Annotated in this window: 24 protein-coding genes and 3 pseudogenes; 11 read left to right on the top strand and 16 right to left on the bottom strand. The window is 71.7% G+C overall.

Annotation, left to right across the window (positions count from 1 at the left end):
• From JL475_RS24845 to JL475_RS24825, 5 genes are all read right to left on the bottom strand, one after another.
• Positions 1-1,509, bottom strand: a complete 1,509-nt coding sequence (locus tag JL475_RS24845; RefSeq protein ID WP_202280162.1) for an FAD-dependent oxidoreductase — start codon at positions 1,507-1,509, stop codon at positions 1-3.
• Positions 1,510-1,565: 56 nt separating this feature from the next.
• Positions 1,566-2,297 carry a methyltransferase domain-containing protein gene (locus tag JL475_RS24840; protein WP_202280147.1) on the bottom strand — a complete coding sequence of 244 codons (732 nt, stop codon included), beginning with the start codon at positions 2,295-2,297 and terminating at the stop codon, positions 1,566-1,568.
• Positions 2,294-3,520, bottom strand: a complete 1,227-nt coding sequence (locus tag JL475_RS24835) for a lycopene cyclase family protein (protein WP_202280146.1) — start codon at positions 3,518-3,520, stop codon at positions 2,294-2,296. Before JL475_RS24835 ends, JL475_RS24840 begins: the two co-directional genes overlap by 4 nt.
• Positions 3,521-3,697: 177 nt before the next feature.
• Complete coding sequence (locus tag JL475_RS24830; RefSeq protein WP_202280145.1) at positions 3,698-4,945, bottom strand: NAD(P)/FAD-dependent oxidoreductase; 1,248 nt, start codon at positions 4,943-4,945, stop codon at positions 3,698-3,700.
• A gap of 236 nt (positions 4,946-5,181) precedes the next feature.
• On the bottom strand, positions 5,182-6,183 hold the full coding sequence (locus JL475_RS24825; protein ID WP_202280144.1) for a MerR family transcriptional regulator: 1,002 nt from the start codon (positions 6,181-6,183) through the stop codon (positions 5,182-5,184).
• Between the two features lie 159 nt (positions 6,184-6,342).
• Between JL475_RS24825 and JL475_RS24820 the strand changes: the two genes are divergently transcribed.
• The 3 genes from JL475_RS24820 to JL475_RS24810 all read left to right on the top strand — a co-directional run bounded on the left by JL475_RS24820 (position 6,343) and on the right by JL475_RS24810 (position 8,543).
• The gene (locus tag JL475_RS24820) at positions 6,343-6,951 is read left to right on the top strand and encodes a sigma-70 family RNA polymerase sigma factor (protein WP_202280143.1); all 609 of its coding nucleotides are present in this window, start codon (positions 6,343-6,345) and stop codon (positions 6,949-6,951) included.
• Positions 6,952-7,069: 118 nt separating this feature from the next.
• Positions 7,070-7,906: a DUF4397 domain-containing protein gene (locus tag JL475_RS24815; protein ID WP_202280142.1), complete on the top strand. Its 837-nt coding sequence runs from the start codon at positions 7,070-7,072 to the stop codon at positions 7,904-7,906.
• Entirely contained in the window at positions 7,899-8,543 is a 645-nt protein-coding gene (locus JL475_RS24810; protein ID WP_307825145.1) for a class F sortase, read from the top strand. Before JL475_RS24815 ends, JL475_RS24810 begins: the two co-directional genes overlap by 8 nt.
• 160 nt (positions 8,544-8,703) lie before the next feature.
• On the opposite strand, the gene JL475_RS24805 is transcribed toward JL475_RS24810, so the two are convergent.
• Positions 8,704-9,798: a glutamate--cysteine ligase gene (locus JL475_RS24805; RefSeq protein ID WP_202280141.1), complete on the bottom strand. Its 1,095-nt coding sequence runs from the start codon at positions 9,796-9,798 to the stop codon at positions 8,704-8,706.
• A 298-nt stretch (positions 9,799-10,096) separates the two neighbouring features.
• On the opposite strand from JL475_RS24805, the gene JL475_RS24800 reads away from it, so the two are divergent.
• Together JL475_RS24800 and JL475_RS24795 are read left to right on the top strand one after the other, a co-directional pair.
• The gene (locus JL475_RS24800; protein WP_202280140.1) at positions 10,097-11,338 is read left to right on the top strand and encodes a PP2C family protein-serine/threonine phosphatase; all 1,242 of its coding nucleotides are present in this window, start codon (positions 10,097-10,099) and stop codon (positions 11,336-11,338) included.
• A 163-nt stretch (positions 11,339-11,501) separates the two neighbouring features.
• Positions 11,502-11,984, top strand: coding sequence for an Asp23/Gls24 family envelope stress response protein (locus tag JL475_RS24795; RefSeq protein ID WP_202280139.1), 483 nt, complete (start codon positions 11,502-11,504; stop codon positions 11,982-11,984).
• 348 nt (positions 11,985-12,332) lie between these two features.
• Here the strand turns inward: JL475_RS24795 and JL475_RS24790 are convergent, their stop codons facing one another.
• Entirely contained in the window at positions 12,333-12,674 is a 342-nt protein-coding gene (locus JL475_RS24790; protein WP_202280138.1) for an STAS domain-containing protein, read from the bottom strand.
• 275 nt (positions 12,675-12,949) lie between these two features.
• Between JL475_RS24790 and JL475_RS24785 the strand changes: the two genes are divergently transcribed.
• The 4 genes from JL475_RS24785 (at position 12,950) to JL475_RS24770 (ending at position 15,979) form a co-directional block, all read left to right on the top strand.
• Entirely contained in the window at positions 12,950-14,821 is a 1,872-nt protein-coding gene (locus JL475_RS24785; protein ID WP_202280137.1) for a SpoIIE family protein phosphatase, read from the top strand.
• Positions 14,822-14,869: 48 nt separating this feature from the next.
• The gene (locus tag JL475_RS24780) at positions 14,870-15,079 is read left to right on the top strand and encodes a DUF2945 domain-containing protein (protein ID WP_202280136.1); all 210 of its coding nucleotides are present in this window, start codon (positions 14,870-14,872) and stop codon (positions 15,077-15,079) included.
• An 80-nt stretch (positions 15,080-15,159) separates the two neighbouring features.
• Positions 15,160-15,687 (top strand): DUF488 family protein, encoded by a 528-nt coding sequence (locus JL475_RS24775; protein ID WP_202280135.1) that lies wholly within the window; start codon positions 15,160-15,162, stop codon positions 15,685-15,687.
• A gap of 7 nt (positions 15,688-15,694) precedes the next feature.
• Positions 15,695-15,979 (top strand): MGMT family protein, encoded by a 285-nt coding sequence (locus JL475_RS24770; protein ID WP_202280134.1) that lies wholly within the window; start codon positions 15,695-15,697, stop codon positions 15,977-15,979.
• Between the two features lie 72 nt (positions 15,980-16,051).
• Here the strand turns inward: JL475_RS24770 and JL475_RS24765 are convergent, their stop codons facing one another.
• From JL475_RS24765 to JL475_RS24745, 5 genes and pseudogenes are all read right to left on the bottom strand, one after another.
• Positions 16,052-17,128: a P1 family peptidase gene (locus JL475_RS24765; protein ID WP_202280133.1), complete on the bottom strand. Its 1,077-nt coding sequence runs from the start codon at positions 17,126-17,128 to the stop codon at positions 16,052-16,054.
• A 239-nt stretch (positions 17,129-17,367) separates the two neighbouring features.
• A pseudogene (locus tag JL475_RS24760) lies at positions 17,368-17,586 on the bottom strand (MFS transporter); the annotation flags it as partial.
• A gap of 375 nt (positions 17,587-17,961) precedes the next feature.
• Positions 17,962-18,963, bottom strand: a complete 1,002-nt coding sequence (locus JL475_RS24755) for a zinc-binding dehydrogenase (RefSeq protein ID WP_202280132.1) — start codon at positions 18,961-18,963, stop codon at positions 17,962-17,964.
• Between the two features lie 159 nt (positions 18,964-19,122).
• Positions 19,123-19,683: a hypothetical protein gene (locus JL475_RS24750; protein ID WP_202280131.1), complete on the bottom strand. Its 561-nt coding sequence runs from the start codon at positions 19,681-19,683 to the stop codon at positions 19,123-19,125.
• Between the two features lie 122 nt (positions 19,684-19,805).
• Positions 19,806-20,087: pseudogene (locus tag JL475_RS24745) on the bottom strand (MBL fold metallo-hydrolase); the annotation flags it as partial.
• A gap of 98 nt (positions 20,088-20,185) precedes the next feature.
• On the opposite strand from JL475_RS24745, the pseudogene JL475_RS24740 reads away from it, so the two are divergent.
• Positions 20,186-21,455, top strand: a pseudogene (locus JL475_RS24740) (RNA-guided endonuclease InsQ/TnpB family protein); the annotation flags it as partial.
• 2 nt (positions 21,456-21,457) lie between these two features.
• On the opposite strand, the gene JL475_RS24735 reads toward JL475_RS24740, so the two are convergent.
• Together JL475_RS24735 and JL475_RS24730 are read right to left on the bottom strand one after the other, a co-directional pair.
• Positions 21,458-22,678: a cysteine desulfurase-like protein gene (locus JL475_RS24735; RefSeq protein ID WP_202280130.1), complete on the bottom strand. Its 1,221-nt coding sequence runs from the start codon at positions 22,676-22,678 to the stop codon at positions 21,458-21,460.
• A 134-nt stretch (positions 22,679-22,812) separates the two neighbouring features.
• Positions 22,813-23,772 carry a nitrilase-related carbon-nitrogen hydrolase gene (locus tag JL475_RS24730; protein WP_202280129.1) on the bottom strand — a complete coding sequence of 320 codons (960 nt, stop codon included), beginning with the start codon at positions 23,770-23,772 and terminating at the stop codon, positions 22,813-22,815.
• 49 nt (positions 23,773-23,821) lie between these two features.
• Between JL475_RS24730 and JL475_RS24725 the strand changes: the two genes are divergently transcribed.
• Positions 23,822-24,748 carry a LysR family transcriptional regulator gene (locus JL475_RS24725; protein ID WP_202280128.1) on the top strand — a complete coding sequence of 309 codons (927 nt, stop codon included), beginning with the start codon at positions 23,822-23,824 and terminating at the stop codon, positions 24,746-24,748.
• Between the two features lie 60 nt (positions 24,749-24,808).
• On the opposite strand, the gene JL475_RS24720 is transcribed toward JL475_RS24725, so the two are convergent.
• Positions 24,809-25,018, bottom strand: coding sequence for a hypothetical protein (locus JL475_RS24720; RefSeq protein ID WP_202280127.1), 210 nt, complete (start codon positions 25,016-25,018; stop codon positions 24,809-24,811).
• A gap of 271 nt (positions 25,019-25,289) precedes the next feature.
• Complete coding sequence (locus JL475_RS24715) at positions 25,290-26,672, bottom strand: MFS transporter (protein ID WP_202280126.1); 1,383 nt, start codon at positions 26,670-26,672, stop codon at positions 25,290-25,292.
• Positions 26,673-26,681 lie beyond the last annotated feature (9 nt).

The raw sequence follows: 26,681 nt of genomic DNA, 5'->3' as shown, positions 1-26,681 counted from the left end.
TCACGGGTGCGCGCGTCGCCCCGCGAGTGCGCCGAGGGCCCGCAGCACGGGGGAACGGCCCGCCCGGGGAACCGTCCACAGCACTTGACCGCGGACACCCCAGCCGGCGAGCAACGCGCCTGCCGCCAGGAAGCCGGTGGTGGCGGCGCGTTCCATGAGCGCGACCGGGAGGTCGCAGCGGATCGCGTCGCCGGCCAGCGTCACCCGTGGGTGGGGGGTCCGCACGGTGGGGCGCCGGTGGTGGGAACCGACGGGGAAGAGCGGGCAGTCCGAGCGCCACTCGTGCCGGGCGTCGACGATGCGCGCCTCGCGGGTCTCCGGGTACACCTCGTGGAGACGGTCGACGAGCGTGCTCCGCACTTTCTCCGGTTCGGCGCCGGTCGCGAGGGCGTAGGCGTGCAGCTCCACCACCGAGCCCCGGTTCCGGGCGGCCCAGCGCGCCGCCTCGTCCTCGTAGCGCTCCAGGACGCTGATGTTGTCCAGGCCGCCGTATCCGCTGGTGCCGAGGAAGCCGGGGCGGTCGGCGCGGACCGGCCGGTCGAGCCAGAGCCGGGAGACGAGGAACGGCGGTGCCGTCCGCAGGGCGGCGATGTCGTCGCGCCAGGGGGCGGTGCCCAGGCCGGGTGACGCCGCGACGAGCCGGCGCAGAGCGCCGGGGTCGAGGGCGAGCACCGCCGCCTGGTGGGGGTGTGCGGCGGTGCCGGTCCGCACTGTCACTCCCCCGGCGTCGTGGGGTTGGACACCGTGCACGGGTGTGCCGGTGCGGAGGGTGGCCCCGAGGCGCTGGAGGTAGTCGCCCAGCGGCTCCCAGAGTGCCTGCGGGAAGGGGGCGTTCGGCACCTCGAAGAGAAGTCCCTCCGCCGAGCCGAGAAAGTAGATGTGGAACATCAGCAGCAGTTCCGCGGCGGACAGCTCGCGCGGATCGGCGAAGAAACTGCGCGAGAACACCTCGAACGCGAGGTGGTGCGCGGCCTCGGGGAAGCGGACGCCCTTCAGGAACGTCGTCGCGCTGATGCCGTCGAAACGTTCGTAGACGTCGGGCACCCGGACGTCGAGGAGGGGCAGCGCCGCCCGTGCGTCCATGCCGGCAAGGTCCCGCCAGCCGAAGGCGGGGCTCAGGGCGACGAATCCGAGTGCGCTGAACGGCGGGGTTCTCGGCACCCGGGCGAAACTGTCGCTCAGGCCGCCGCTGTGCCGCAGGGGGTAGTCGGGCAGCGGGGTGAGCCGCGCGAGATCGGGGTCGGTCCGCCGGAGCAGACCGCGCAGGTTGTAGTACTGGCGGAAGAAGGCGTGGAAGCCGCGACTCATGGTCACTGCGGAGCCGTCGGCCAGGCGGGTCCGGTGTCCGGCGAGTCGGCCGCCGAGTGCCTCCTCCCGTTCGTAGAGAGTGACCCGGGCGCCGCGCTCGGCCAGCAGAACAGCTGCGGCAAGACCGGCGATTCCGCCCCCGATCACGGCGACCGACGGCGCGTCCTCCCGCTCGAACCGGTCCCGGCCGGGCGCGGGCATCAGCACCTCGGCCCTGCGGTCGCGGCCCCGCCGGGCACCACCGTGCGAGCGGGCGCTCACCGGGTCCGCTCCCCTGCCGTGGTGGAGCCGTTGCGCGCGAGGAACGTGTGCACGATGCCGGTCTGCCGGCCGGCGACGGGCGTGGCACGCACACCTGTGAAGCCGGCCCGCGTCAGACGGGCGGCGAAGGCCGGTGCGGTGTCGAAGGCGAGGACGCTGTGCCACAGGTGGCGGTACAGGGTGCGGTCGCCGGCGGGTGTGCCCGCCGGGACGATCACGCCTCGGCACACGGCCGTCCACAGGGCACGGTGCACCGGTGAGCCGCTGAGGCTGTACCCGTGGACGGCGAGGCGCCCCCCCGGTCGCAGCAGACTTCGGACCGCGGTGAGGCCCCGGTTCGGGTCGGTGACGTTGCGGAACGGGTGGGCGGCGAACACCGCGTCGAGCGGTCCTTCCCCGGCCTTCGCCATTTCTTCGGCGGTCAGGTGCAGCAAGCGCACGCGAGCGGGCCGGGGTTCGGCCCGTGCGCGCCGCAGCATGCCCGAAGAGGCGTCGAGGGCCGTGATACGGGCCCGGGGCGCGGCCCTCGGCAGGGCCCGGGTGGACGTACCGGTGCCGCGACCGAGGTCGAGGACGTGCCGTCCCGCTCCGCCGTCCGGCAGCCGGAGCCGCCGGGCAGAGCGGAGCAGACCGGTGCGGTGGCCGGGGTCGAGAGCCGTGAGGCGGTCGTAGGTGTGCGACGCGTGGTCGAAGGCGCGTGCCAGGTCGTGGTCGCGCAGCAGTGTCATCGGTGGCTCTCTTCGGATCGTGGGGCGGGGTGGGCTCGACGCGGCAGGAAGGGCAGTTCGACGGCGGTTCGGAGCATCGGGCCGACCGGGGTCCGCAGTCCGATGCCCCACTCCTCCAGGGGTGAGGTGGCGCCGTCGAGGAAGCGCAGCAGTCGTTCCGGGGGCGTACGGCGGAACAGGGTGGTGAAGAAGTCGGGGCCGTCGATCCGTCCGGTGTCCAGGGCCCGCAGCAGGACCGCGTCCATGGCCAGGGCACGGCGTCCGTGAGGTGCGGGCACTGCTGCCGTGCGCCCGTCGCGCAGGGCCGCGGCGATGGCCCCGCTCTGCCGCTGCACCGCGGCGAAGGTGTAGCCCGTGGCGGGGCGGGTGGCGCCGCCCGCCGCCCCGATGCGGAAGACGGCGGGTCCGACGCGCCGGGGGAAGCGCGCGTCGGTCATGGGGATCGCTCCCTGCTCCGCCGCGTCCACCGTGAACGCGCCGAGCTTCAGGATCTCGCGGCCGTAGTGGCCGAGCGCCGCCTCGTACTCCGCGGTGGACAGCGGCGCCCGGGAGAACTCGGTGTACTCGACGAGCGCCCGGTCCGGCGCCAGCGGGAGGACGTAGCCGAAGGCGAGGCCGTGGCGCGGTTGCGGCAACCGGAAGTCCATCAGGTCGGCGACCTCGGGATCGAACCGGTTGTCGTCGGTGCGTACGAACCAACCGCGGAAGTGCTGCAGCAGGTGCGTCCGGGCCGGAGGCAGAGCGCGCAACGGGCGGGAGTCGAACACCTGGCGGGCGCGCAGCGTCAGTGTCCGTCCGTCGGGTGCCGTGCACCGGACTTCCGCGCCGCCGGGCACGTCGCGCACCGTGTCCGCCGTCGCGCGCAGCAGGTGCACACCGGGAGAGCGGGCCAATCGGGAGTGCATCCAACGCTCGAACGGTGCGGACCGCAGCATGCGATAGCGCAGGGGGGCCGGGTCGACGGTGACCTCGCTGCCGTCGGCACCGCGGACGCGCAGCCGGGACCAGGAGGCGGTGATCACTTCATCGAAGTCGCCGGTGCCCTGGTCCCAGTAGCACCAGGTTCGCTCGGGCGGACGCGTCGGTCCGTCCGGCGGTTCGACGACGGTCACGGTGGTGGTGCCGGTCTCCGTCAGCCGGTACGCGAGGCTGAGGCCGGCCGCGCCGCCGCCGATGATGAGCACATCGGACGGGCCGTCAGGAAGCGCGGGGGGCCGGCTCACCGGGCCCGCCGTTCGGCGATCGCACCACCGAGGACACCGGTGGCCCCGGCCACCGGAACACGCGCACCGTTGACGTCCACGTTCACCCCGAGCACCAGATCGACGAGTCTTTTCCAGTCGGCGTCCCTTCAGGGCGCCGGCCGCCCGTGGAGGCGGTCGACATCGGCCGGCGCGGCATCAACCGGGCACCAAGTCGGCCAGTACCTCCCGGGCGGCGCGTGTACCCGACGCCAGGGCCCCCTGGACCGAGCCGGTCGCGCGGTGGTCACCGCACACGTACCTCCCCGGTCCGAAGCGGGTCGTGAGACTGAGCGGCCAGGGCGGCGGCATCGCGGGCAGCGCCCCCTCGACGGTGTACGCGGCGATCTGCTGCCAGCCGCTCGTGTCGGTGCCGTACAGATCGGCCAGGCGTCGCAGCACGACGTCGCTCCTACCGGGCTCGTCCCCGCCCAGCACGGAGCTGGAGACCAGCGCGGTCCCGGGCGGTGCGTAGGCAGGGACGACTTCGGTCAGTACACAGGTGTTCAGGACTGTTCCGGTGCTGTCCACCATCAGCGTCGGTTCCGCCGTCGGCGTGCTGTCGACCGCGTGGTAATACGTGGTGACCGTACGTCCGTCCGGCACGGGCAGGCCCGGCAGCAGTCGGGCCGCCGTGACGGCGTCGGTCGCGACCACGACGGTCGCGGCCGGCACCTCACTGCCGTCCGTCAGCAGCACTCCCGAAGCGGTGACCTCGGCAACCGGCGTCTCCAGCCGCAGGACGCCGTCGGGCAGACCGCGGGCCAGTTGTGCGGGTACCGCGCCGATGCCGTCGGCGGGCAGACAGAGGGTCCCTCGGACCATGCTCCGCCAGACCAGGTGGAAGAAGCGGGCGGAGGTCTCCAAACGGTCCTCCAGGAAGACGCCGGACAGGAACGGCCGCAGAATGTGGTTCACCGCCGTGTCCGACAGCCCCGCGCGGGACAGGGCGACCGAGGTGGCGCGGTCCGGACGTCTTTTGAGCAGGGCCACGGGCAGCAGAGCGTCCCGCGCGGTGAGCGCCGCCGACGCGGCCAGGTCGCGAGCCGTGAGGGCCCGCCCGGGCAGCAGGGCCACCGCCGCGCTCGGCCTCCGGGTCGGATCGGTGAGGCGGACCGGCCCGGTCGGGGTGTGTGCCACGAATCCCGGGGTGAACGGCCGCAGTCGGAGGCTCCGAAGGTCCAGACGCCGCTTCACCTGAGGATAGGACGTGTTGAACACCTGGAAGCCGCGGTCCAGGAGGAAGCCGTCCCGCCGGTCTGTTCGCATTCGGCCGCCCGGCCCGTCGGAAGCCTCCAGCAGAACCACGCGGTGTCCCGCGCGGCACAGGTCCGATGCGCAGGCGAGGCCGGCGAGACCGGCACCGACCACGACGGTGTCCGGTGCCCCGCGGTGACGGTCGCTCATGGTTCTCCTCTGTCGGTGCCCGCACCGGTCGGGCGGGGTCCGGACTCGTCCTCCGGCTCGCTCGCGTGAGCCGGTACCCGGGGCACGGCTTCGTGGAGCGGCACGCAGGTGCCTCACGCAGTCCGCCGCGCACTGGTTGCCGGGTCCCGGCGAAGGCGTTGTGCGTCCAGCGGATCACGTCACGTCGGCGGATGCCAGGCGCCACCACGGCCGAGTGCGCCAACGACAGCGGCCCGTCACTCCGACACCACCGACTCCACCGCCGCGACCGCCTCCGCAAGCCCCGACGGACGCGGCAGACCGGACATGCCCTGCCCGGCCCAGCCGGGCCCCAGCGTCAGGACGACCGGCCGTCGACGAGCACCCCGCACCCCCCACTCCATCGCGGCCACGTGCTGCGCCAGTGGCCGGCTCGCGGTGGCACGGGACTGGGACCACAGCCCCACCGCGACCGGCCCCGTTCTCCGCACGGCCGCGACGAGTGACTCGACGGGCAGGGCGGCACCGAACATGCGCACCGGAAGACCGCGTTCGGCCAGTGCGACGGCCAGTGCCTCCAGCGGCAGTGTGTGGTTCTCCCCCGGCACGCAGGCGAGCACCGTGGTGGCGCCCGGGCGGTCGGCGACCGCGGGAGGTGCGCTGCGCCGCAGCGCACCGGAGACGTGCCAGGACAGAAAGTGCTCGACCTCCACGTACTTCTCGCCCGAGTTCTCCCACTTGCGGCCGACCGCCTGCAGCGTCGGCATGATCACCTCGGTCCAGGCGGCGACCACGCCGTGCTCGGCGATCGCCGCGAGCAGCAGTTCGTCCAGGGTGGCGGCGTCCAGGCGCAGTGCGGCACGGGCGACCCCCTTGCACTCCTGACGGACCTCCCCGAGCCGAAGGCCACTGCCTGCCCGGCTGCGCCCGCGGGCCGGCGGTCGCAGGGCGGCGCCCCGACGGACCGGGCCGACGTCCGGCGGCGCGTCGCTGCGCGCCAGGCGCGCGGCCTCGGCGGGTGGCACTCCGGTCGCCGTCAGGGCGCACATCCGCTCCAGCCGCGCCACGTCCTTCGCGGTCCAGCGGCGGTGCCGGCCACCGGTGTGCGCGTCGGGGCCGAGGCCGTAGCGGCGGTCCCACGTGCGGACCGTGGTGGGTGCCACCCCGAGCCGTCTGGCCACCTCGCCGGTGGTCAGCCCTCCGCCGCGCCGCGTTTCCTCGCCGTCCCGGCCGTCACCGTCGGTTTCGTTCACGCCCATGAGTCCACCGTACGACGCATGAACGACGCAGGTTGTCTGCGTCGTTCATGCGTCACAACACTGGGAGCCGGCGCACGGCACGACGGCCCGCGGCGACCGGTGCGGTCAGCGGACGGCCTTTCGTCCCCGCACGTGACGCACGGCAGGAGGAACCAGGCCATGAGCACGAACACGCCGGCCATCGGCACCCTGGCACCGGCTGTGGGGGAAACGCGGCACGAGGACGAACTGGCCCGTGGACTGCGTGCCGCCGACGATCGCGCGTTCGCGGCGATCTACCGGCGTTGGGGGCCTCTGGTCCGCACCATGGCCGCCCGGTCGCTCGGTGACCCCCACGAGGCCGAAGACGTGACTCAGCAGGTGTTCCTCGGCGCCTGGCGCGGACGGGCCGGCTTCCGTCCGGAGCGGGGCTCCCTGGGCGCCTGGCTCGTCGGCATCACCCGCCGGAAGATCGTCGACGCGCTGGCCGCCCGGACGCGACGACTGACGCTCATGGACTCGGCCGCCCACGGGGCCGACGGGTTCGCGTGGAAGGACGCGGCGCCGGAGGACGTCCTGGACCGGGTGCTGCTGGCCGATGAACTGTCCCGGCTGCCCCGGCATCAGCGGGACGTACTGTGCATGGCCTTCTTCGAGGACCTGACCCAGGCCCAGATCGCGGAACGGACCGGAATGCCGTTGGGCACCGTCAAGAGTCACGCCCGCCGTGGTTTGCACCGGTTGCGCGGGGCGCTCGAGCAGGGTCGCTCCCACACGGCGGGCGCGTAGGCGTGTCGGGCCGTGTCGGACACGCAGCGTCGCTCGCGCATCCACGGCGGTGCCGGCGCACGAAACACCACCGAGTCTGCGCATCTCGCAGAGACTTCACTCGAAGGGACGATCCCCCATGACCTCCCGGACCCCCCTCGCTGTCGCCGCCTCGGCCGGCGCCTGTGCCCTGGCCCTCGGTGCCGCCGTGCCCGCCACGGCTGCTCCGGCCGACGAGCAGGACAAGGCCATGGTGTCCGTCTTCCACGGCATTCCCGGGATGACGGTCGACGTCTACGCCAACGGCGACGAACTGCTCGGCGACTTCAAGCCCGGCACGGTGACCGGCCCTCAGGCTCTCGACGCCGGGACCTACGACATCCAGATCTTCGAAGCGGGCCGAGGCCCCGACGGCGCTGCCGCCCTGCAGAAGGAGATCAAGGTGCCCGAGGGCGCGAACGCCACGGTCGCCGCCCATCTCGACGCCGACGGTGAACCCCGGCTGACGACCTTCGTCAATGACGTCTCGCAGGTCGATGCCGGCGGGGCTCGCCTGACGGTCCGTCACGTCGCGGCCGCTCCGGCGGTCGACGTCCGCGCGGGCGGACAGCCGGTCTTCACCGGCCTGGAGAACCCCGAGGAGGACACCGCAGAGGTCGACGCCGGCACGGTGAGCGCCGACGTCGTGCTCGCCGGTACGGACACCGTGGCCATCGGTCCGGCCGATCTGGATCTCAAGGAAGGGACGAACAACGTCGTCTATGCCTGGGGCAGCGCCGAGGACAAGAACCTGGCTCTGGCGACGCAGACGTTGAGCGGCATGGAATCGGCGCCCAACGCCGTCGGCGCGGGCGGCAACGGGGCCGCTGTCACCCCGGACTCCTCCGGCCAGTGGCCGGCCTGGGCCGCCGCGGCCGGAGCGGTGACGGTCACAGGCGTCCTGGTGGCCCGTCGAGTCGCGGGGCGGCGTGTCTGACACAGCGCGAGGCCTGACCGGTCCGGCCGTCGTGGCTGCTGCTCTGGCAGTCGTACTCAACCTGCCGGGCGCGCCGCCGGGCCCGGCCTCGCCCCCGCCCGACTTCGGACCCGCCGCTCCGGTGCGGGAGGCTGCGGCGGCCGGGCTGCCCAGCGGTACGGGGCCGCACGCCGACGTCCCGCACCGGGACCCGCCACCTCGGCGCGTCCTGGTGCGCGACGTCGGCCTCGACGCTCGCATCCGACCTGTGGGTGTGACCGGACAGGGCGCCATGGTGGTTCCCGCGGACGCCGCCGTGGCCGGCTGGTACCGCTTCGGCCCGGCACCCGGGAGTACACGGGGATCGGCCGTGCTCGTCGGTCATGTGGACAGCGACACCGGAGACCTCGGCGAGTTCGCCGTGCTGTACGACGTACGAACCGGTGACGAGGTCGAGGTGCGACGCGCCGGCGCGGAGCCGGTCCTCTACCGCGTCGTCTCACGTTCGACGATGCCGAAGAACGAACTGCCGTCCTCCACCTTCCGCCGGACGGGCGACCCGGTCCTCACACTCGTCACCTGCGCGCCTCCCTTCGTTCCCGAGCGCGGAGGCTACCTGGCCAATCTGGTCGTCACGGCGGAGCCGCTTTCTGGGTGAGGCGGGCGATCGCCCCGGCGTGAGTCCCGCTCCCCCACGGCGCAGTTCGCCCTGCCCCGTGCCTCCGTTCCGGTGGGGTCGGATCACAGGGCCCTGCGTGACTTCCGCCGGCCTCCACCACGCCGTCCAGGCCGGTCGGCCGTCGGGCAGGAAGTGCCTGTCAAGGCGTGCCGCCGACTTCGACGATCATCTCGACGACGGCGTCGAGACCGCCTTCGACGAAGACCTGGCGCTGCTTGTCCGCGCCTGTGCCCTGTTGCAGCAGACGGTGGACGAGCGAGGTCACCTCGCGAGTGTCACCGGCCGCATCCAGCGCGGGACCCACATGGTCCAGCAGCCCGTACACCACGTCGCCCGCCCGCCGACGCCGGCCGGTCGGGTCGATCAGGTCCCCGCTCAGCCCATGACGTGCTGCCTGCCACATCGCCACCTGCATCATCTCCGGAGCGGGCTCCGCCGGCGGACGGCCCGACATCGCTTCGCGCAGCGCGGTGTCGGCCAGCGCCCGGATCAGGCCGGCGAGCATGACCGCGTCGTCCGTGCGCAACTGCACGTCCAGACAACGGACCTCGACTGTGGGATAGCTCTCGGACAGCCGGATCTGCCAGTACAGCTGACCGGTGTCGCTGATCACGCCGGTCGACAGCAGTCGACTCACTCGTGCCTCGTAGTCCGCCGCGTCGGCGAAGCGCGGCGGGATGCCGCTGACCGGCCATCGGCCGAAGACGACGGTGCGCCAGCTGGCGAAACCGGTGTCCTGCCCCTCCCACAGCGGCGAGTTCGCCGCCATGGCGGTCAGGGACGGCAACCACACCCGGATCCGGTTCAGGACCTCCGTCCCCATCCGTCGGCTGGGGACGCCCACATGCACGTGCATGCCGCTGACCATCTGCTCCGCCACCAGCTGCGGAGCCTGCCGCTGCATCGCTTTGTAACGGGTCTGGTCGGTGATCGGCACGGGTGTGTCCTCGCGGAACGGCGGCGTGCCGCTGGCCATGATCCGGTAGCCGCTCTTCTCCGCCGCACCGGCCACGGCGTGCCGCAGCCGCAGCAGGTGGCCACCGGCCTCCTTCAGCGTGGCGCACACGGGCGTCGCCACCTCGATCTGCGCCTGCGAGATTTCCGGCTGGATCTCCTCCCCGGCGACGAAGGGCTGCAAGCCTGCCGCGGCCCTGACCCTTTCCGCGTGCGGAGCCAGCCGACCGGTGATCGGGTCGACCAGCAAGTACTCCTCTTCTATGCCGACGGTCGTCATCGCCGATCCTTCCGTTTCCGCGACCAACCGCTTCGGCAGGGGAGGCGCATGCTGCAGCCCCTGTCCACCGCGCCCGACGACGCTCCGATCCCCCGAAGGATGCCCGCACCGAGTGCCACGAAAGCCACGCGCCAAACACGACTGTGCCGCCCTGTCGCCCCGGACGACTCGCCCCGGGCATCGCCGGGGCAGAACCATCGGCGACGCCGTCCCCATGAGGCGACAGGTCGCCGCTTCAGGACCGAGGCATAGTTGAAGCCGGGGGACGGCGACCGGTGGACGTGACGGGAGAGCACGTGTGACCACACCACGGATCGATTACCAGGTGCTGTTCGCCGTGACGCCCAGCCCTTATGTTGTATTGGACACCGATCTGGTGGTCGCCGATGTCAACCAGGCGTATCTCCGGGTCACGGGCCGGACCCGCGAGGAGATGATCGGTCGGTACCTCTTCGAGGTCCACCCCGACAATCCGGCGGATCCGGACGCCGACGGGGTGCGCAATCTGAACGCTTCCCTGCAGCGGGTTCTGCGGTCGAAAGAACCGGACACGATGGCGATGCAGCGGTACGACATCCCGGTGTCCGGACGTCCCGGAGTGTTCCAGGAGAAGTGGTGGTCGCCCGTCAACACCCCCCTCCTCGGACCTGACGGACGGGTGGAATGGCTCCTCCACCGGGTGGAGGACGTGACCGAGTTCGTACTGACCCATTTCTTCCGCTCGAGACCGGGGGATCCGGAGAGTGAACACAAGGCACTGGAGTCCGAGCTGTACGTACGAGCACAGGAACTCCAGCGCCTCAACGAGGAACTCCGCAACACCCATGCCCGGGAACGTCATATCGCCCTCACCCTGCAAGAGGCCATGCTGCACTCCCCGGACCTGGCCGCCCACCGGGAGATCGCCGTGCGTTACATGCCCGCCGCTCGCTCACTCAACGTCTGCGGCGACTGGTACGACGTGGTGGACCTGTCCGAAGACACGTACACCGTGGCGGTCGGCGACGTGGTCGGCCACGGATTGGAGGCCGCCGCCGTCATGGGCATGCTCCGGAGCGCACTGTCCGCAGCCGTGCGCGCCATCCACGAACCCGGCGCGGCCATGGACGTCCTGAGCCGGTACGCCGCCACCTTCGAGGGCGCACTGGCGACAACCGCGGTCAAAGCCGTCATCGACACCCGCCGTCGGCACATCACCTACACCAGCGCCGGCCACCCTCCGCCCGTCCTCTCCCGTACGGACGGCACGGTCGTCCTGCTCGACCAGGCCACCGAGCCGCCGTTGGGCGTCCCGGTCGGGCAGGGTCCGCGCGCCCAGGCCACGGTTTCCTACACCCCGGGCGACACCCTCGTGCTCTACACCGACGGGCTCACCGAACGTCGCGGCGAGGACATCGACGCCGGGCTGCACCGCCTCACCGACGCCCTCGTCCGCCACGCCCGTCTGAGCCCCGACCGACTGGCCGACGCCCTGCTCACCCGCCTCGGCGTGGCCGACGGCGGACGCGACGACGTCGCCTTGATCGTCATCCGCTTGTAGACGGGCCTCCGGCCGGCACATGCCGCCCGGTGCCGGTGTCGGTCTTGCGGCGATCCGATCGCGGACTCTCATCCCATTCGTCTCGTTTCACCTCATTGGTCTCATTGCTCTACGTTGGATGTGAGGCAGCTCGTCAAGTCCCGCACTGATCGAGGTGACGGTCATGTCAGTCAGCGCACAGCACAGCAGCACCGCTGCCACACCGGGTGAGCAGGCGAAGACGGCACGGCAGGGCCGCAGGGGCGCCGACATCCCTGCGGAGGACCGCGGCAACACCACCATCGCGGACACCGTCGTGGCGAAGATCGCGAGCATGGCCGCCCGGGAGGTTCCCGAGGTCTACGACCTCGGCGCGGGTATGGCCCGGGCATTCGGAGCGATGCGTGAACGCGTGCCCGGGGGGAGCAGCAGCACCACCCAGGGAGTGAAGGTGGAGGTCGGTGAGCGCCAGGCCGCCGTGGACCTGGACCTCGTCGTCCATTACGGCGCAGCCATCGCGGACGCCGCCGCAGACGTGCGCACCAACGTCATCACCGCGATCGAACGCATGACCGGTCTGGAGGTCGTGGAAGTCAACATCGCCGTCGACGACGTACGGCTGCCGGACGAGGAGGAACCCGAGCAAAGCGGCAGGCGCGTTGCGTGACGCGGCCTGCGGAAGGGAGGGGCGCAGGGGCCGTGGCGCCTCTCGTTCACGCGCTGTGGGCCGGGTCAGATCGAGCACGCGGTCACGACTGCGGCCACCACCGTGACCACCGCCGCCACCGGCACCATCACCGTGCGAATCCGTTCGAGCCAGGACGCCGTCCGGCGCCGTCGGCACGAGGAATCGATTTTGCTCGACCCCGGCGTTCGCGTGTCGTGCGCGGCGCGGTCAGGGACCGCCACGAGGAGTTGCCGGCACCACGGGCAGTCGATGTCGGAGCTGTTCGGCCAGGGGGCAGCCAGGGGCGGCGGGAAGGTCTCCGGGCGTCTGTGCTGGTCGCCTCTCATGTCACTCCGTCATCGCGGATTCCACTGAGCCATGGATCGGGAAGACCTGGTGCAGGCCGGTGACATGGAAGATCCGGAGCACTTCCGGATTCGTGATCACCAGCCGCAGGTCGCCGGTCCGCGACCGGATCCGTTTCCGGATTCCGACGAGCAACCACAGGCCCGTCGAGTCCATGAACGTCATCCCGGCCAGGTCGACGACGAGGCGTCGGTGGCCTGTCTCAAGACGGTGGACCACGTGGTCCCTGATGCGCGGCACCGTGTGGATGTCGATCTCGCCGTGGATCTCCACGACGGTCCAGTCGTCCTCTTCACGGTGGCTGATGTGGAATTCGGGCTGCATGGCTCACCTAACGGCCATGCCATGGGGAGAGGTTTCGGGCGGTGCATGCCGCACGCGCGTTCTGCACATGCGCGAACGGCTGGCCATGGCGTCACCGTACTGATCATGCCGGTGGGAGTCGGCGCGAGGCTGCGGCGGGGCGTGCTCCCCATCCTCCGGAACCGCTCGGAGCGCACGGTTCCGGAGGATGGGGTACCCGGGTGGGGGAGGGCTCGGGGAATGGTGATCGCCGTGGACGCACATCGGACACCCGTCCGAACGACGAGGGAGAGGTCATGAGCGCGCCCGATGAGGCTCTGGAGCCGGGCTTCCCCCAAGCGGTCCTGCACGCCCTGGGCACCGGCGTCTTCACCGTCGACACCTCGGGGCGCATCACGTTCGTCAACCCGTGGACCGAGCGGCTGCTGGGCCGGCCCGCGGCCCGGATGATCGGCCAGGACGCGCACGATCTGCTGCACCGCCGCCCCGACGGTGGCCCTGTGCCGCGTGACCAGTGCTCGATCATGGCGCTTCTGGGCAGTGGCCGATCCTCCGAGGAGGGCAGCGAGGAGTACTTCCTGCGGGGCGACGGCACGACCGTGCCGATCATCTGGGCCACCACTCCCCTGCTGCTGGCGGGCCGCCGAGCCGGGCTGGTGGTCGTCTTCAACGATTTCAGCCTGCATCGCGACGCGGAGGAGCAGGCCGCGGCGCACACCGCGGCTCTGGAGGCCCTGACCACCCGGCTGAACCTGGTGGCGGACGTCTCGTCGGTGTTGATGTCCACCATGGCGGCCTCCAACCGGATCGACCGGTTGCTGCGGTTGCTGGTTCCCGCGTTCGGTGACTGGGCTGCGGTGGATCTGCGCTCCGAGCGGGACAGAGGAGCCGGGGCGCTGGAGCGGGTCGCCGTGCGCAGTCACACCCGTCCTCGGCGGGCGCGGCGGCTGGAGGGCCCCCTGCCGCCGCTGCCGTCCGGGTCCCGTTCGGCAGGGGCACGTGCCACGGGCGGTGACGATCCCGTGCTGCTGAGCGCCGCCGAGTTGCTCGACGACCCGGGCGCCCCGCTCGCCGCCACCCACCGACCTCTGTTCGACCGGCTCGGGGGCCACTCGGCCGTCGTGGTGCCGCTCCGTGCCCGGCGGCGCCACTACGGCATGCTGACCGTGGCCCGCGCCGGGGACTCCCCCGACCTCACGAACAACGAGATCCTGCTGCTCACCGACATCGGCCGGCGCCTGGCCCTGGTGCTGGACAACGCCCGTCTCTACCACGAGCAGCGGAACGTCGCCGAGACCATGCAGCGCCAACTGCTCGCCCCGCTCCCCCAGGTCGACCACCTGCGCATGGCCGCCCGCTATCTGCCGGCGCAGCGCGCCATGGAGGTCGGCGGTGACTGGTACGACGCCCTCCTGCTCTCCGACGGCGTCATGGCGCTGGTGATCGGGGACGTGGTCGGCCACGACCTCGAGGCTGCCTCCCACATGGCCGAGGTCCGCAACATGCTGCGCGCCCTGGCCTGGAACCGCCGGGAGCCGCCCAGCGTGATCATGCAGGACCTGGACGAGGCGGTGACGAACACCAGCGACGCACCCATGGCCACGCTCGTCTTCGCCCGTGTCGAAGGTCCGGAGGGCGGCCCCTGGCAGCTGCACTGGGCCAATGCGGGACATCCACCTCCGCTGCTGGTCACCGACGAGGGGGACACGCGCTTCCTGACCAGCCACGGACCGCTGATCGGCATGAGCGCCGCCCTGCACCTGGGGCTGGAGTGGCCGGACACGTATGTGGAACTTCCCCCCGGTTCCACACTGCTGCTCTACACCGACGGCCTCGTGGAGAGCAGGGGCCGCCCGATCGATCTCGGCATGACCAAGCTCCGCCACCACGCCTCCATGCTGACCGGGCGCACCGTGGACGGCTTCTGCGACGAGCTGCTGGCCCGCATCGACCCGAGCGGCGACGACGTCGCCCTGCTCGCCCTGCGGCTGCCCCCGGCCGGTACGGGCACGCCCGGCGACAGCCGACCGCCACCGCCGCCACAGTCCCCGTACAGCCCCGCCGCCCCGCACCGGGCCGCCCCCGGTTCCGTCCAGCTGGACGCCCCGGTGGAGGACCCCACGCGCGGCGTCCGGGAGGAGTTCCCGGACGACTTCCCCACGGAATGAGGGCGTCGACGCAGGCGGCAGGGAGAGGATCGAAGGAAGGGAACCGGAATGGCCGAGCAGTTCGACGTCGGAGACCATGTGCGGTGGAACTCGGAAGCCGGGCACGTGGAAGGCGTCATCGTCAAGAAACACACACGCGATGTGGAGTACAAGGGGCATACGCGCCACTGCTCGAAGGACGATCCGCAATACGAGATCAAGAGCGACAGAACCGGCCACATCGCCATGCACAAGGGGGGAGCGTTGACGAAACGGTAGGGAATGGTGCTCGCGCCTTCGAGGCGCACGCCGGTCAGCGGAACGATCGGAGAACGGTGCGATCCGGGTGAGATTTCGAGATGACGAACCGCATTCATACGATCGGGCACTCGACACGCGACTTCGACGACGTGCTGAAGATGCTGCGTGACAATGACGTCACCTGCTTGGTCGACGTCCGCTCGTACCCGTCCTCGAGGAAGTATCCGCAGTGGAATCAGGCGGCGATCGTCGACGCTCTGCCATCCGACATCGCCTACCGCTGGATCGCCGGGCTCGGCGGCCGACGGCACACGCCCAAGGGCGTACCGAGCGAGAACGGCGCATGGCGAGTGAAGGCGTTCCGTGACTACGCCGACCACATGGCCGGTGACGAATTCGCAGAAGGCCTGAACGAACTCCTCGAGCTGGCCGAGCGCGAACGGCCGGCCGTCATGTGCAGCGAGGCGGTGCCGTGGCGGTGCCACCGCAGGCTGGTCTCCGACGCGCTGCTCGTCGCCGGCGCGGAGGTGGTGCACATCCTGTCGGGCACGGCGTCGAGGCCGGCCGTCCTGAACGAGCACGCGCGGGTCCGCGACGGGCGCCTGATCTACCCGCCTACCGACTGAGGCCGCCATGAGCTTCGTCGACGACGTCCGGGAGGCGGTCCTCGCCGTGCCGGCCGGCTCCGTCGCCTCCTACGGGGACATCGGCAGGAGGATCGGTGTCGGCCCACGGCAGGTGGGGCGCGCCATGAGCCTGCTCGACGAGAGTGTGCCGTGGTGGCGCGTCGTCCACGCGGACGGGACACCCGCCTCCTGCCACGACGGGGCGGCGCCGGAACTGCTCAGCGCCGAGGGCACGCCGATGCGTGGCAGGCGTGTGGACATGCGGCGGGCACGGTACCGCCGGCCCGCGTGACGCCTTCCTGCGCGTACCCGGCAGGTCCGGGCCGCCGGCCCGCGGTGCGTCCCGCCCGGTCGCTGTCCGTTGTCAGCGCGCCCGCGGTGACTCCGGGGCCGTGAGGGCGGCGAGCAGGCGGTCCGCCGGGAGCGCCGGCGCCGTCCGGCCCTTGAAGCCGGTGGTCGTCGTCGCGGCGAGCAGGGAGTTGAGCACCGCCTCCTCGACCCCGTCGAGGACCGCTTCGAACAGCGGCCCCAGTTCGGCGTCCGCTGCGGGGGCGCCGGTGCCGGGCCGCGTACCGAACGCCACGGCGTAGTCGCCACTGCCGTGGCTGTAGGCCGCGCCCGTACGGGCCAGGGCGAACACCGCACGTCGTGCGACACGGGTGAGCTGCCGGGCGTCGAGGGGGGCGTCGGTGGCCACCACGATCATGCAGGAGCCGGTCTCCTCGGCCGGCGTCGGGCCGTCGGCGTCGATGCCCGTGGACCGCGGGGTGACGGTGCGGTCGAGCACCCGCAGGGTGCCGCCGAAGTTCGCCTGCACCAGGACGCCCGCCGTGCAGCGCCGGCCTCCCAGGACCACAGTGCGTGAGGAGGTTCCGATGCCGGCTTTGAAACCCAGCGCGACCGTGCCGGTTCCCGCACCGACGCAGCCCTCGGGCACCGGCCCGCCGGACGCTTCGTCGAGGGCGGCCCGGACGTGCTCCTCGTGGACGGGCCGGGCGCGGATGTCGGACAGGAGGCCGTCGTTGCACTCCCCCACGACGGGGTTGAGGCTCTGCACCTCTTCGCATCCGGGCTGCTGCAGCATCCAGCCGACGAGGGCGTCGGCGACGCGGAAGGCCGACAAGGTGGAGGTGAGCAGCACCGGGGTCTCCAGCGTGCCGAGTTCGGTGAGCTGGGTCGTGCCGATGAGTTTGCCGTAGCCGTTGCCGGTGAACACCCCCGCCGGCAGCGGTGTGCGGGGGCCGACGGTGTCGGGGACGACGGCGGTGACTCCGCTGTGCACGTCGGGCTGCCGGCGGACGGTGGTGTGACCGACGCGGACGCCCGGCACATCGGTGATCGCGTTGAAGGGCCCGGTGGCGGCGCGTCCGATGACGATGCCGAGGTCACGGGCCCGGCGGCGGACGCCGGGCGCGGGCTGTGGGTGAGCCGATGGTTCCATACGGCCGGACGCTACGCGTCCCGTCCGCCGGAGGGTACGCGGGAAGCCTCGGCGGAGAGCGGGGTGGCGATGTCCTCCAGGGAGCGGCGTTCCGCGTTCACCGCGAGGAAGACGGCCACGATGCCCGCCGCGCACATCAGGCCCGCGCCGATCTGGAAGGCGAGGACCGTGTCGCCGACCCTCCCGCTGTCCGTGAGGCCGGCGAAGATCAGGGGGCCGGTGATGCCTCCGGCGGCGGTGCCGGTGACCTCACCGGAGGTGATGGGCAGGCCGCTGCCGGGCTCCGACAGGCGGCCGGCGATGTTGCCGACGATCGTGACTTCCATGCCGTCGAGGATCCAGACCGTGCCCAGGCCGATGACGACGCTCCAGTGCCAGCGCGACCACGGGAGGCGGTCCAGACGCGCCGGGACGTCGGTGGTGATGGTGCGTCCGGTCTCGGAACGGGCGATGGTCACGGGCGTCTCCTCGGCGAAGCGAATCAGCCTCCGCCGAATACCCTGGAAGGGTTGCGCTATTCTCCGGCGCCCGTGAGAGCGTGCGGCTCACCGGGCACGTTTCGTAGATCCGGCTGAGCGGCCGTGCGGAGGAACTTTTGACCGGGGGGAGCGTCAGACTCTCCTCGACGCCCGGGCTCGCGTAGATCCCGCGGTCGTCGGGGACGCACCCGAGCCCCGGCCGTGCCGGGTGGTGCGAGGCCGCAGCGGACAACCGGCCGCTCGCCAGAACGGTCGGCAGGGGGCACGACGGGTGCGTCCGCTCCGGGAGATCGCCGACACCGAGATTCTGTTGTGCTGCCCCACAGCACCGGGTCATCCCGTCATCGAGGGAGGTCAGGGAGAGGCGAGGATCAGCCGGCCGCGCACCTCGCCGGCCTCCAGCCTCTGGTGGGCCTGCGCCGTCATCGACAGCGGCAGGCGGTCGGCGATGCGTGGGCGCCACGGCGTTCTGCGCAAGAGGCCCACGCCCCCCTCTGCCGCCTCCGCCAGATCGCTCACCGTGGCGTTGCTGATGGCGAAGCCCACGATGCTCGCGTCCTTGGTGTACAACCGGCCCAGCGGCAACGTGTCGGGCCCGCCGCCGAGTCCGACCATCGCGACCAGGCGCCCGCCCCGGGCCAGCAGGTCCACGGCGTCGGCGAGCACTCCGTGTCCGGACGTGTCCAGGTGCACGTCGTAACCCTCGGGCGCCGCCCGGCGCAGGCGCTCGCCGAGGTCGGGCGCCCGGTAGTCGAGAACCTCGGTGGCGCCCAGAGCACGCGCCGCCGCGGCGTCCTCGGCACGCGTCGTACAGACCACACGCGTCCCGGCCGCGGCGGCCAGGGCCACGGCGGCCCCGCCCACGTTGCCGGCTCCGCCGCCGATGTACACGGTCTCCCCGGGCCGCAGCCGCCCGTGCCGGAAGAGCGCCAGCCAGGCCGACGCCGCGGGGTGGGCGGCGGCAACGAGGTGTTCCGTGCTGATGTCGGAGGGTGCCGGGTAGAGCCGTTCGGCGGCGACCGTCGCGTACTGGGCGGCGGCCCCCTGTCGGCCGGCGTGGCCCAGGCTGTTGCACCACACCCGTTGCCCCGGGGTGAAACCCACCGCGCCGGTCCCGGCCGAGGCGACCTCGCCCACCAGGTCGCGGCCGAGGACGAACGGGAACGGGAGCGGCGTGGCGTAGGCACCGGACCGCACGAAGGTGTCGACCGGGTTGACGGCCACGGCCCGGACCCGGACGAGCACGTCCGTGGGGCCCAGCGGCGGGACGGGGATGGCGCCGTAGTGGATGGCGTCGGCCGGGCCGACGGAGTCGATGTACGCGGCCTGCATCACGTCGGGGACTGTGCCGATCACGACCCACATGCTACGGACCGTACGCCGCGGGCCGGCCCGGGCCACGCCGCCTGCCGGATTTCGGGGGACTCGGGAAGCAGGAGAAAGCAGGAGAGGGGAGCGAGCTCCCGCTGGGCGTTCGTCGCCGGGGTCGGGCGTCCCGCCTCGCCCCCCTTGGCTTCAGTGTCCGGGTGTGGCTTCCCGGGGCCAGCGGCCTTCTATGTGCAGTTGGACGAGCGCGGCGTGGGAGAGCGGGGTGGCTGGATCGGCGACGTCGCCGTTGGTGGTGTAGTCCAGCAGTACGACATCCTGCTTGTCGCGGAGCCGCTCGACCAGATCCGCCACGCGGTGCTCGAGGACCCATCGGTAGGCCGGCAGATAGATCCGGCGCCGGGCCGTCTCGTAGGGCAGCAGCCGGTCGCCGTGCAGACCGGTGCGGTGCCCCTGGACGGGGCCGTACCGACGCACCGTCCGCTTCAGTCCCTTCATCGCCGTGATCTCGAGCTTCGCCGGGTCGACGTCGGCCTGCCGGAAAACCTTGAGGGCCTGCCAGATCCCCTCCACCGACTGGCCGGTCACACCGTCGCTGAAGGGGACCGGGATGCCGCCGTGCGGGTAGAAGGGGCTCAGCCGCACCCACGGCTGCGGCGCCCTGGAGGTCACATCGATGATCTCCGCACCGGGGAACGCGGCGGTCAACGACGCCGTCGCACGGCGACGGCTGGCAACACGGATCGGCATCTGACGGCTCCTGGTCGGGGGACATGAGCGCCAAGCGTCCCCCACACCACTGACATCGCCCCCGGCACACAGGACGCCACCGAGAAGCCGTCACGTTTCGCTCGTGCACCGCGGTGGTGTCGTCAGGTGAGTTGGACACGGTCCATCAGTCCGGTGGTGGTGAAGGCGTCCACCAGCTGGTCGCGCCCCTCAGTGAAATGGGCCCGGTTGTCGAAGTGGACGGGGACGACGCGGCGGGCACCGAGGATGCAGGTGGCCTCGGCCACCTGGGAACTGTCCAGGGTGAGCAGTTGCTGGTCCAGGAGAGCGGTGCGGACCTCACCGGCGAAGAGGACGGCGATGTCCACGGGGCCGAAGCCGTCGGCGATCTCCTGAACCAAACCGAGCTGGGCGTTGTCCCCGGCGGAGCCGGGGGTGTTGGTGAACGATAGCGAGTTCACCCGGTCGGGTGATGGAAGGCGAACGCGCGGCGAGTGGTCGTATGTGTGTACGTTGGATGATCGTGAAGCTGACGGTGCAGGTGAGACTGTTGCCGACGCCGGTACAGGCGGCGGCACTGGAGGCGACCCTGCGCGCCTGCAACGCGGCCGCCACCTGGGCCATCGGGGTCGCGTTCGAGAAGAACGTGAAGCGCAGCTTCGCGCTGCGCGAGCACACCTACGGTGAGATCAGGGCACGGTGGAACTTGGGGGCGCAGGCCGCCCAGCACGTCGTGAAGAAGACCTGCGACGCGTACGCCACACTGAAGGCGAACCTGAGGGCCGGAAACCTTGGCAGGCCGGGTTCGAAGCGTCACCGGCGGGCCACCGAGAAGCCGATCGCCTTTCGGCCCGATGGCGCACAGCCGTACGACGACCGGATGCTGTCCTGACAGCTCCCCGAGCGGCGTGTCTCCATCTGGACCGTAACCGGGCGGATCAAGGATGTGGCGTTCACTGCGTCGCCGGAGCAGTCGGCCACGCTGGCGCTGTATCGCAAGGGCGAATCGGATCTGGTGGTGCGGGACGGCAGGTGGTTCCTGAACGCCACCTGCGAGGTCCCCGAGCAGCCGCCGAACACCGATCCGGTGGACTTCCTCAGCATCGACCTGGGCATCGTGAACATCGCCACCACCTCCGACGGCGAGATCATGGCCGGGCGCGGACTCAACCGGATCCGGGCCCGCGAGCGAGTCCTGCGCAGCAAGCTGCAGCAGAAGAACACCCCGTCCGTCCGGCGGCGGCTGAAGAGACGCCGCCGCAAGGAGGCCCGGCGGGCCAGGGACATCAATCACAAGATCGCGAAACATGTGGTGGCCGAGGCAGAACGCACCGGTCGCGGGATCGCCCTGGAGGACCTGACGGGCATCCGCGGACGGGTACGGCTTCGCAAGCCCCAACGGGCCACCCACTCCAGCTGGTCCTTCGCCCAGCTCGGGCAGTTCATCGCGTACAAGGCCCGCCGGGCGGGGGTGCCGGTGGTGCACGTCGATCCGGCGTACACCTCCCGCACCTGCGCCGAATGCGGGCACATCGACCACGCGAACCGGGCTTCCCAGGCCCGGTTCGCGTGCCGGTCCTGCGGATTCGTTGGTCACGCGGACCGATGGGGGCACCTCCCACTCGAGCGAAGCCGAGAGTGGGGGAGGCTCCCGCAACATCCGCGCCCGGGCGTGGGAGTTGTGGCGATGCGGGGCCCCGTCAACGGCCCCCGCCCCGCCCCCGCATCCGCGGGCCGGGGCTGGACGCAAACGCAGCATCACCGCCAGTGGTGCCCGTTGTGCAAGCCCGTCGCTTCAGCGACGGGTAGTTGACGAGCGCAGGAAGTCCGCCAGGCCCTCCACCAGCCTGTCGACGTCCCCGGTGTGGGTGTAGGGCGCGAGGCCGACGCGAAGGCCGCCGGTGTCGCCCAGGCCCAGTCGCCGGGAGGCCTCCAGGGCGTAGAAGGAGCCGGACGGCGCGTGGACACCGCGGTCCGCCAGGAACGCGTAGGCGTCCGTCGTGCTGCGGCCGTCGAAGGTCAGCAGCAGGGTGGGGGTGCGGTCGGCGGCGTTGGAGTGGACCGTGATGCCGTCGAGGGTGCTCAGCGCCTTGTCCATCCGGGCCCGCAGCGCTTCCTCGTGCTCCTCGAGCGCCGCGAACCCCGCAGCCAGCCGCTCGCGCCGGGTTCCCCCGGCGTCCGTGTCGAATCCGGCGAGGAAGTCGACGGCGGCGCGGGTGCCGGCGAGGAACTCATAGGGCAGCGTGCCGAGTTCGAAGCGTTCCGGCACCGCGTCCGTGGAGGGCAGGAGCTTGTCGGGGTGCAGGGTCTCCAGCAGTTCGGGACGGGCGGCGAGAACGCCGTGGTGCGGGCCCAGGAACTTGTAGGGCGAGCAGGTGAAGAAGTCCGCGCCCAACTGCGCGACGTCGACCAGGGAATGGGCGGTGTAGTGCACGCCGTCGACGTACGTCAGCGCACCGGCGTCGTGCGCCAGACGGGAGATCTCCGCGATCCGGGGACGCGTACCGATGAGGTTGGAGGCCGCGGTCACGGCGACCAGCCGCGTGCGCTCCGACAGGACGGCCTCGATGTCGGCGGGGGTCAGTTCCCCCGTGGCCGGATCGAAGTCGGCCCAGCGAACGGTGGCACCCGCCCGGGCCGCCGCCTGGACCCAGGGCCGGATGTTCGAGTCGTGGTCCAGCCGGGTCACGACCACCTCGTCCCCCGGTGACCAGGTCCTGGCGAGGACGCGGGAGAAGTCGTAGGCGAGCTGTGTGGCGCTGCGCCCGAAGACGATCCCCGCCGGGTCGGCGGCCAGCAGGTCGGCCATGGCCCGGCGGCTGTCGGTGACGATGGTCTCGGCGTTGCGCTCCCCCGCCACGCGGTGGCCGCGGTTCGACAGCGGGAGGGACAGGGCGTCGGCGATGGCCCGGATGACGGGCCGGGGGGTCTGTGAACCACCGGGGCCGTCGAAGTGGGCGATCCCGGCGGCCAGCGCGGGGAACTGCGCGCGGATGGCGTCGATGTCGTACGTCACGAGAACTCCCGTTCGGTCACTTGCGCGAAGGTGGTGCGGCCGTCGGTGGTCGACGAATCGATGGATCGGTGGATCGGTGGATCACGGCCTCTTGAACGCTGACGAGGGTCTCATCCGGCGGCTGCCGGACGCGATCAGCTTCCGGTCACGGTCGGGCGGGGCGACTCGTCGACGTGGAGCGTGAAGACGTCGGGGCGGGCGTAGTGGCCGACGGGGTCGAAGTCGAAGCGCGCCCTGGCGAGGTCGTCGAGGTCGAGTTCGGCCGTCAGGATGCCCTCGCCGTCGCGGAGCGGCCCGGCCAGGACGTCGCCGAGCGGGGAGACGATGACCGAGCCGCCTCCGATCAGGACCGTGTCCGGCGCGTCGCCCTGGACGGGGTGGAGGTCGGCCGGCAGGGCGTCGCGGCGCAGGTACTGGCAGGCGCTGAGGACGAAGCAGCGTCCCTCCAGGGCGACATGCCGCATGGTGGACTGCCATGCCTCGCGGTCGTCCACCGTCGGCGCGCACCACAGGTCGACGCCCTTGGCGTACATGGCGGTGCGCAGGAGCGGCATGTAGTTCTCCCAGCAGACGGCCGCACCGAGGCGGGCCGTGCCGGTGTCGACGACGGGGAGGGTGGAGCCGTCTCCCTGCCCCCACAGGTAGCGTTCGCCCGCCGTGGGCATCAGCTTGCGGTGCAGGCCCAGGTAGCCGTCGGGACCGAAGAAGAGCGCGACGCAGTAGAGGGTGCCGCCGCTGCGCTCGACGGCGCCGACCACGGCGTGGCAGTCGAGTTCCCGGGTGACGGCGGCCAGTGTCTCGACCTCCGGGCCGGGAACGTCGATGGCCGCGGCGTGGTAGCGGCGGAAGAGGTCGCGGCCCGCCGGGGTGCGGCTGCCGACCGTGATGCCGAAGTCCAGCCCCTTGGGGTAGCCGCCGAGGTACGCCTCGGGCAGCACGACCACCCGGGCGCCCCGACCGGCGGCCTCCCGGATGAGTTCCTCCGCCCGGGTCAGCGCGGTCGGCGTGTCGAACAGCGGGGCCGCCGCCTGGACGACGGCGACGGTCACGGTGCGACGGGGCCGATCAGGCGCGACGGGGGCGGCAGCAGTCATGCGTCGACCGTAGGAACCCTCCCCCGCGTCCGGCAAACTCATCTTTACGATGATCGACATCTATGAGACCGAATTCCGGAAGGCCGACCTGAACCTGCTGGTCGTCTTCTCCGCTCTGATGCGCGAGCGCAGCGTCACCCGGGCCGCCACCGCCCTGCATCTGAGCCAGAGTGCCACCAGCGCCGCCCTGGGCCGGCTCCGCGGGCTGTTCGACGACGAGTTGTTCACCCGCACCGGCGGCGGTGTCGAGCCCACACCGCGCGCCGTCGAACTGGCCCGCCGTATCGAGCCGGCCCTCGGGCTGATCCACGGCGTGGTCACCGACCGGGACCGCTTCGACCCCCGCACGGCCCGGCGCGTCTTCACCCTGGGCATGTCCGACGACCTGGAGGCGGCGCTCATGCCCCGGCTGCTGGCCGCCACCGCCGGACTGCGGGGCGTCCGGCTCGCCGTACGGCAGGCCAACCGGAACACCGTCACCGGCATGATCGACCGTGGCGAGATCGACCTCGGGGTGTCCGCCGCCCCCGCCCACGGGGCCGATCACCGCAGCCACGACCTGTTCGACTCCGGCTACACCTGCCTGTTCGACCACCGCCTGCTGCCGCTCGGGACCCCGATCACCCTGGACGACTATCTGAGCCACCCGCACCTGCTGATCTCCTACGACGGCCGGCGCGGCATCGTGGACGACATCCTGGAGGCACGGGGGCTGGAGCGCCGGGTGATCGCCTCCACCACCCACTTCGCCGGAGCCGCTCTCCACCTCCCCGCCCTGCCCGCCCTGGTCACGCTCCCCTCCCACGCGGCCACCGTCTACGCCGAGGCCCTGGGCCTGACCACCTCCCCGCCGCCCCTGCCGATGCCCACCTACACGGTCAGCTCGATCTGGCACGGCACCCGCACCGACGATCCCGCCCACCTGTGGCTCCGCCGCCTCGTCGGGGACGCGGCCCGCGGGAACCGGCGGTCCTGAGCCGGGCACCGTCATGACGGACGGGCCGCGACGACCACGTCGCCGGTCAGGCCTGCGTGTTCACGGGGCCAGTTCCCAGTCCTCGACGTCGGCGAGCGGCCCGAGGGTGTCGGGGCGCATCTCGGTCGCGAACTCGAGGCCGTCACGCACCCGGTGGGGCCAGTCCCGCTGCGCGAGGGCGCCCTTGCCGAGCGCGACGACGTCGGCGGCCCCGGAACCCAGTACGGCACGGGCGGCTTCCGGGTCTCCCAGACCGCCGTTGGCGATCACCGACAGCCCGCTGAACTTCTTCGCGAGCTCGGCCAGGGTCTCCGTACCGGTGGGGAAGGCGGGCTCGAGCGCCTTGTGTTCGGTGGTGTGCAGGAAGTGCGCGCCGGTACGGGCCAGGGTGGTGAAGATGGTCTCGGCGTCCTCGGCGCCGCCGGCCCAGCGGTGGTGGAAGTCGCTGAGCTTGGACTGGGAGACGCGGATGCCGACCGCGATCCCGGAACGGGCACAGCCGGGGCCGCGGCCCCGGCTGTGCCCGTGGTGACTCCGGCGGTCAGGGCGTCGCCGGTACGGCCTCCTGCTTCTCCCTGGCTTCGGCCTCCGCCGCCAGCCGTCGGCGGCGCGTGGCCGGCCCGAAGAGGGCCAGCACGATGGCTCCGACGGTCCATGTTCCGGCGATGAACATGAAGACCGCCTCGTAGCCGACGCCGTTGTAGATACCGGCGATCATCAGCGGGCCGACCGCGTTCGACAGCCGCCCCAGGCCGTAGGCGATGCTGGTGCCGAGCGAGCGGCCCCGGGTGTCGTAGAGCTCCGGCGAGTACGCGTAGGCCAGGGCGGTGTAGCCGCGCTCGAAGAGGTTGACCAGGAACCCGAAGACGACGATCAGCACCGGCGTGAACGTCAGTCCGTACATCAGACCGGACGCGGCGATGACCAGCCCGAAGACCACCAGACACCACTTGCGCTCGAACCGGTCGGTGACCATCGCCGCGAGGAAGGAGCCGAGCGGCGCGCCGACCGTGGTCAGGGCGACGTAGAAGATCGAGTCCTCCACGCTGACGCCCTCGGCGGCCAGCAGTGTCGGCGCCCAGCTGGAGTAGCCGAAGAAGCCGATGGTCTGGGTGATCCACAGGACCGACAACAGGATCGTCGGGTACAGGAACTTCTTGTCCTTGAGCATGCCCAGCCCCGGCTTGACGACCGGGCCCTGCGGCTTGGGGTCCTGCGCGGCGGGAAGCTCGCCGTGCTCGGCTGCCGCGCTCGCCTCGATGCGCGTCAGGACGGCCTCCGCCTCCTCGTGGCGGCCGCGGGACTCGAGCCACTGCGGGGACTCCTCGAGCTTGCGCACGAAGAACAGGAACAGCACACCGAGCGACCCCCACAGGTAGACCAGGCGCCAGGACCAGTCGGCCATCGGCACCACCGCGGAGGCGATGAGGTTGGTGGCGGGGGTGCCGCAGATGCCGATGACGATGGCGTACGCCTGGAACTTCCCTCGCTTGGCGCTGGGGAACAGCTCGCTGATGTAGACGACGGCGACGACGGTCATCGCGGACAGACCCGCCGAGGTCAGCACGCGGAAGACGCTGAGGGACCAGAGGTCCCAGGCGAAGACGCAGGCGAAGGACCACAGGGTGAACCACAGCGTGGTCACGGTGAGGGTGCGCTTGCGTCCCATCCGGTCGGCCAGTCCGCCGGCCACGATGGCGCCGATGAACATGCCGACGAAGGACAACGAGGTCACATAGGCGATGTGGTTGACCTCGGCACCCCACTGTTCGCGCACCACGGGGGCCGTGATGGCGAAGGTGTTGATGTCCGCGAACTCGAAGAAGTAGGCGAACGCGACCGCGTAGAGGGTGGTCTTGTGGAATTTCGAGATGGGCAACCGGTCGAGCCGGTTGGCCGCGTTGGTGGTGGGGATGTGCTGCACTGCACGCTC

Origin of the sequence: Streptomyces sp. M2CJ-2, assembly GCF_016757295.1 — a bacterium.
Classification (GTDB): Bacteria; Actinomycetota; Actinomycetes; order Streptomycetales; family Streptomycetaceae; genus Streptomyces.
This window is presented reverse-complemented; position numbering and strand designations above follow the sequence as displayed.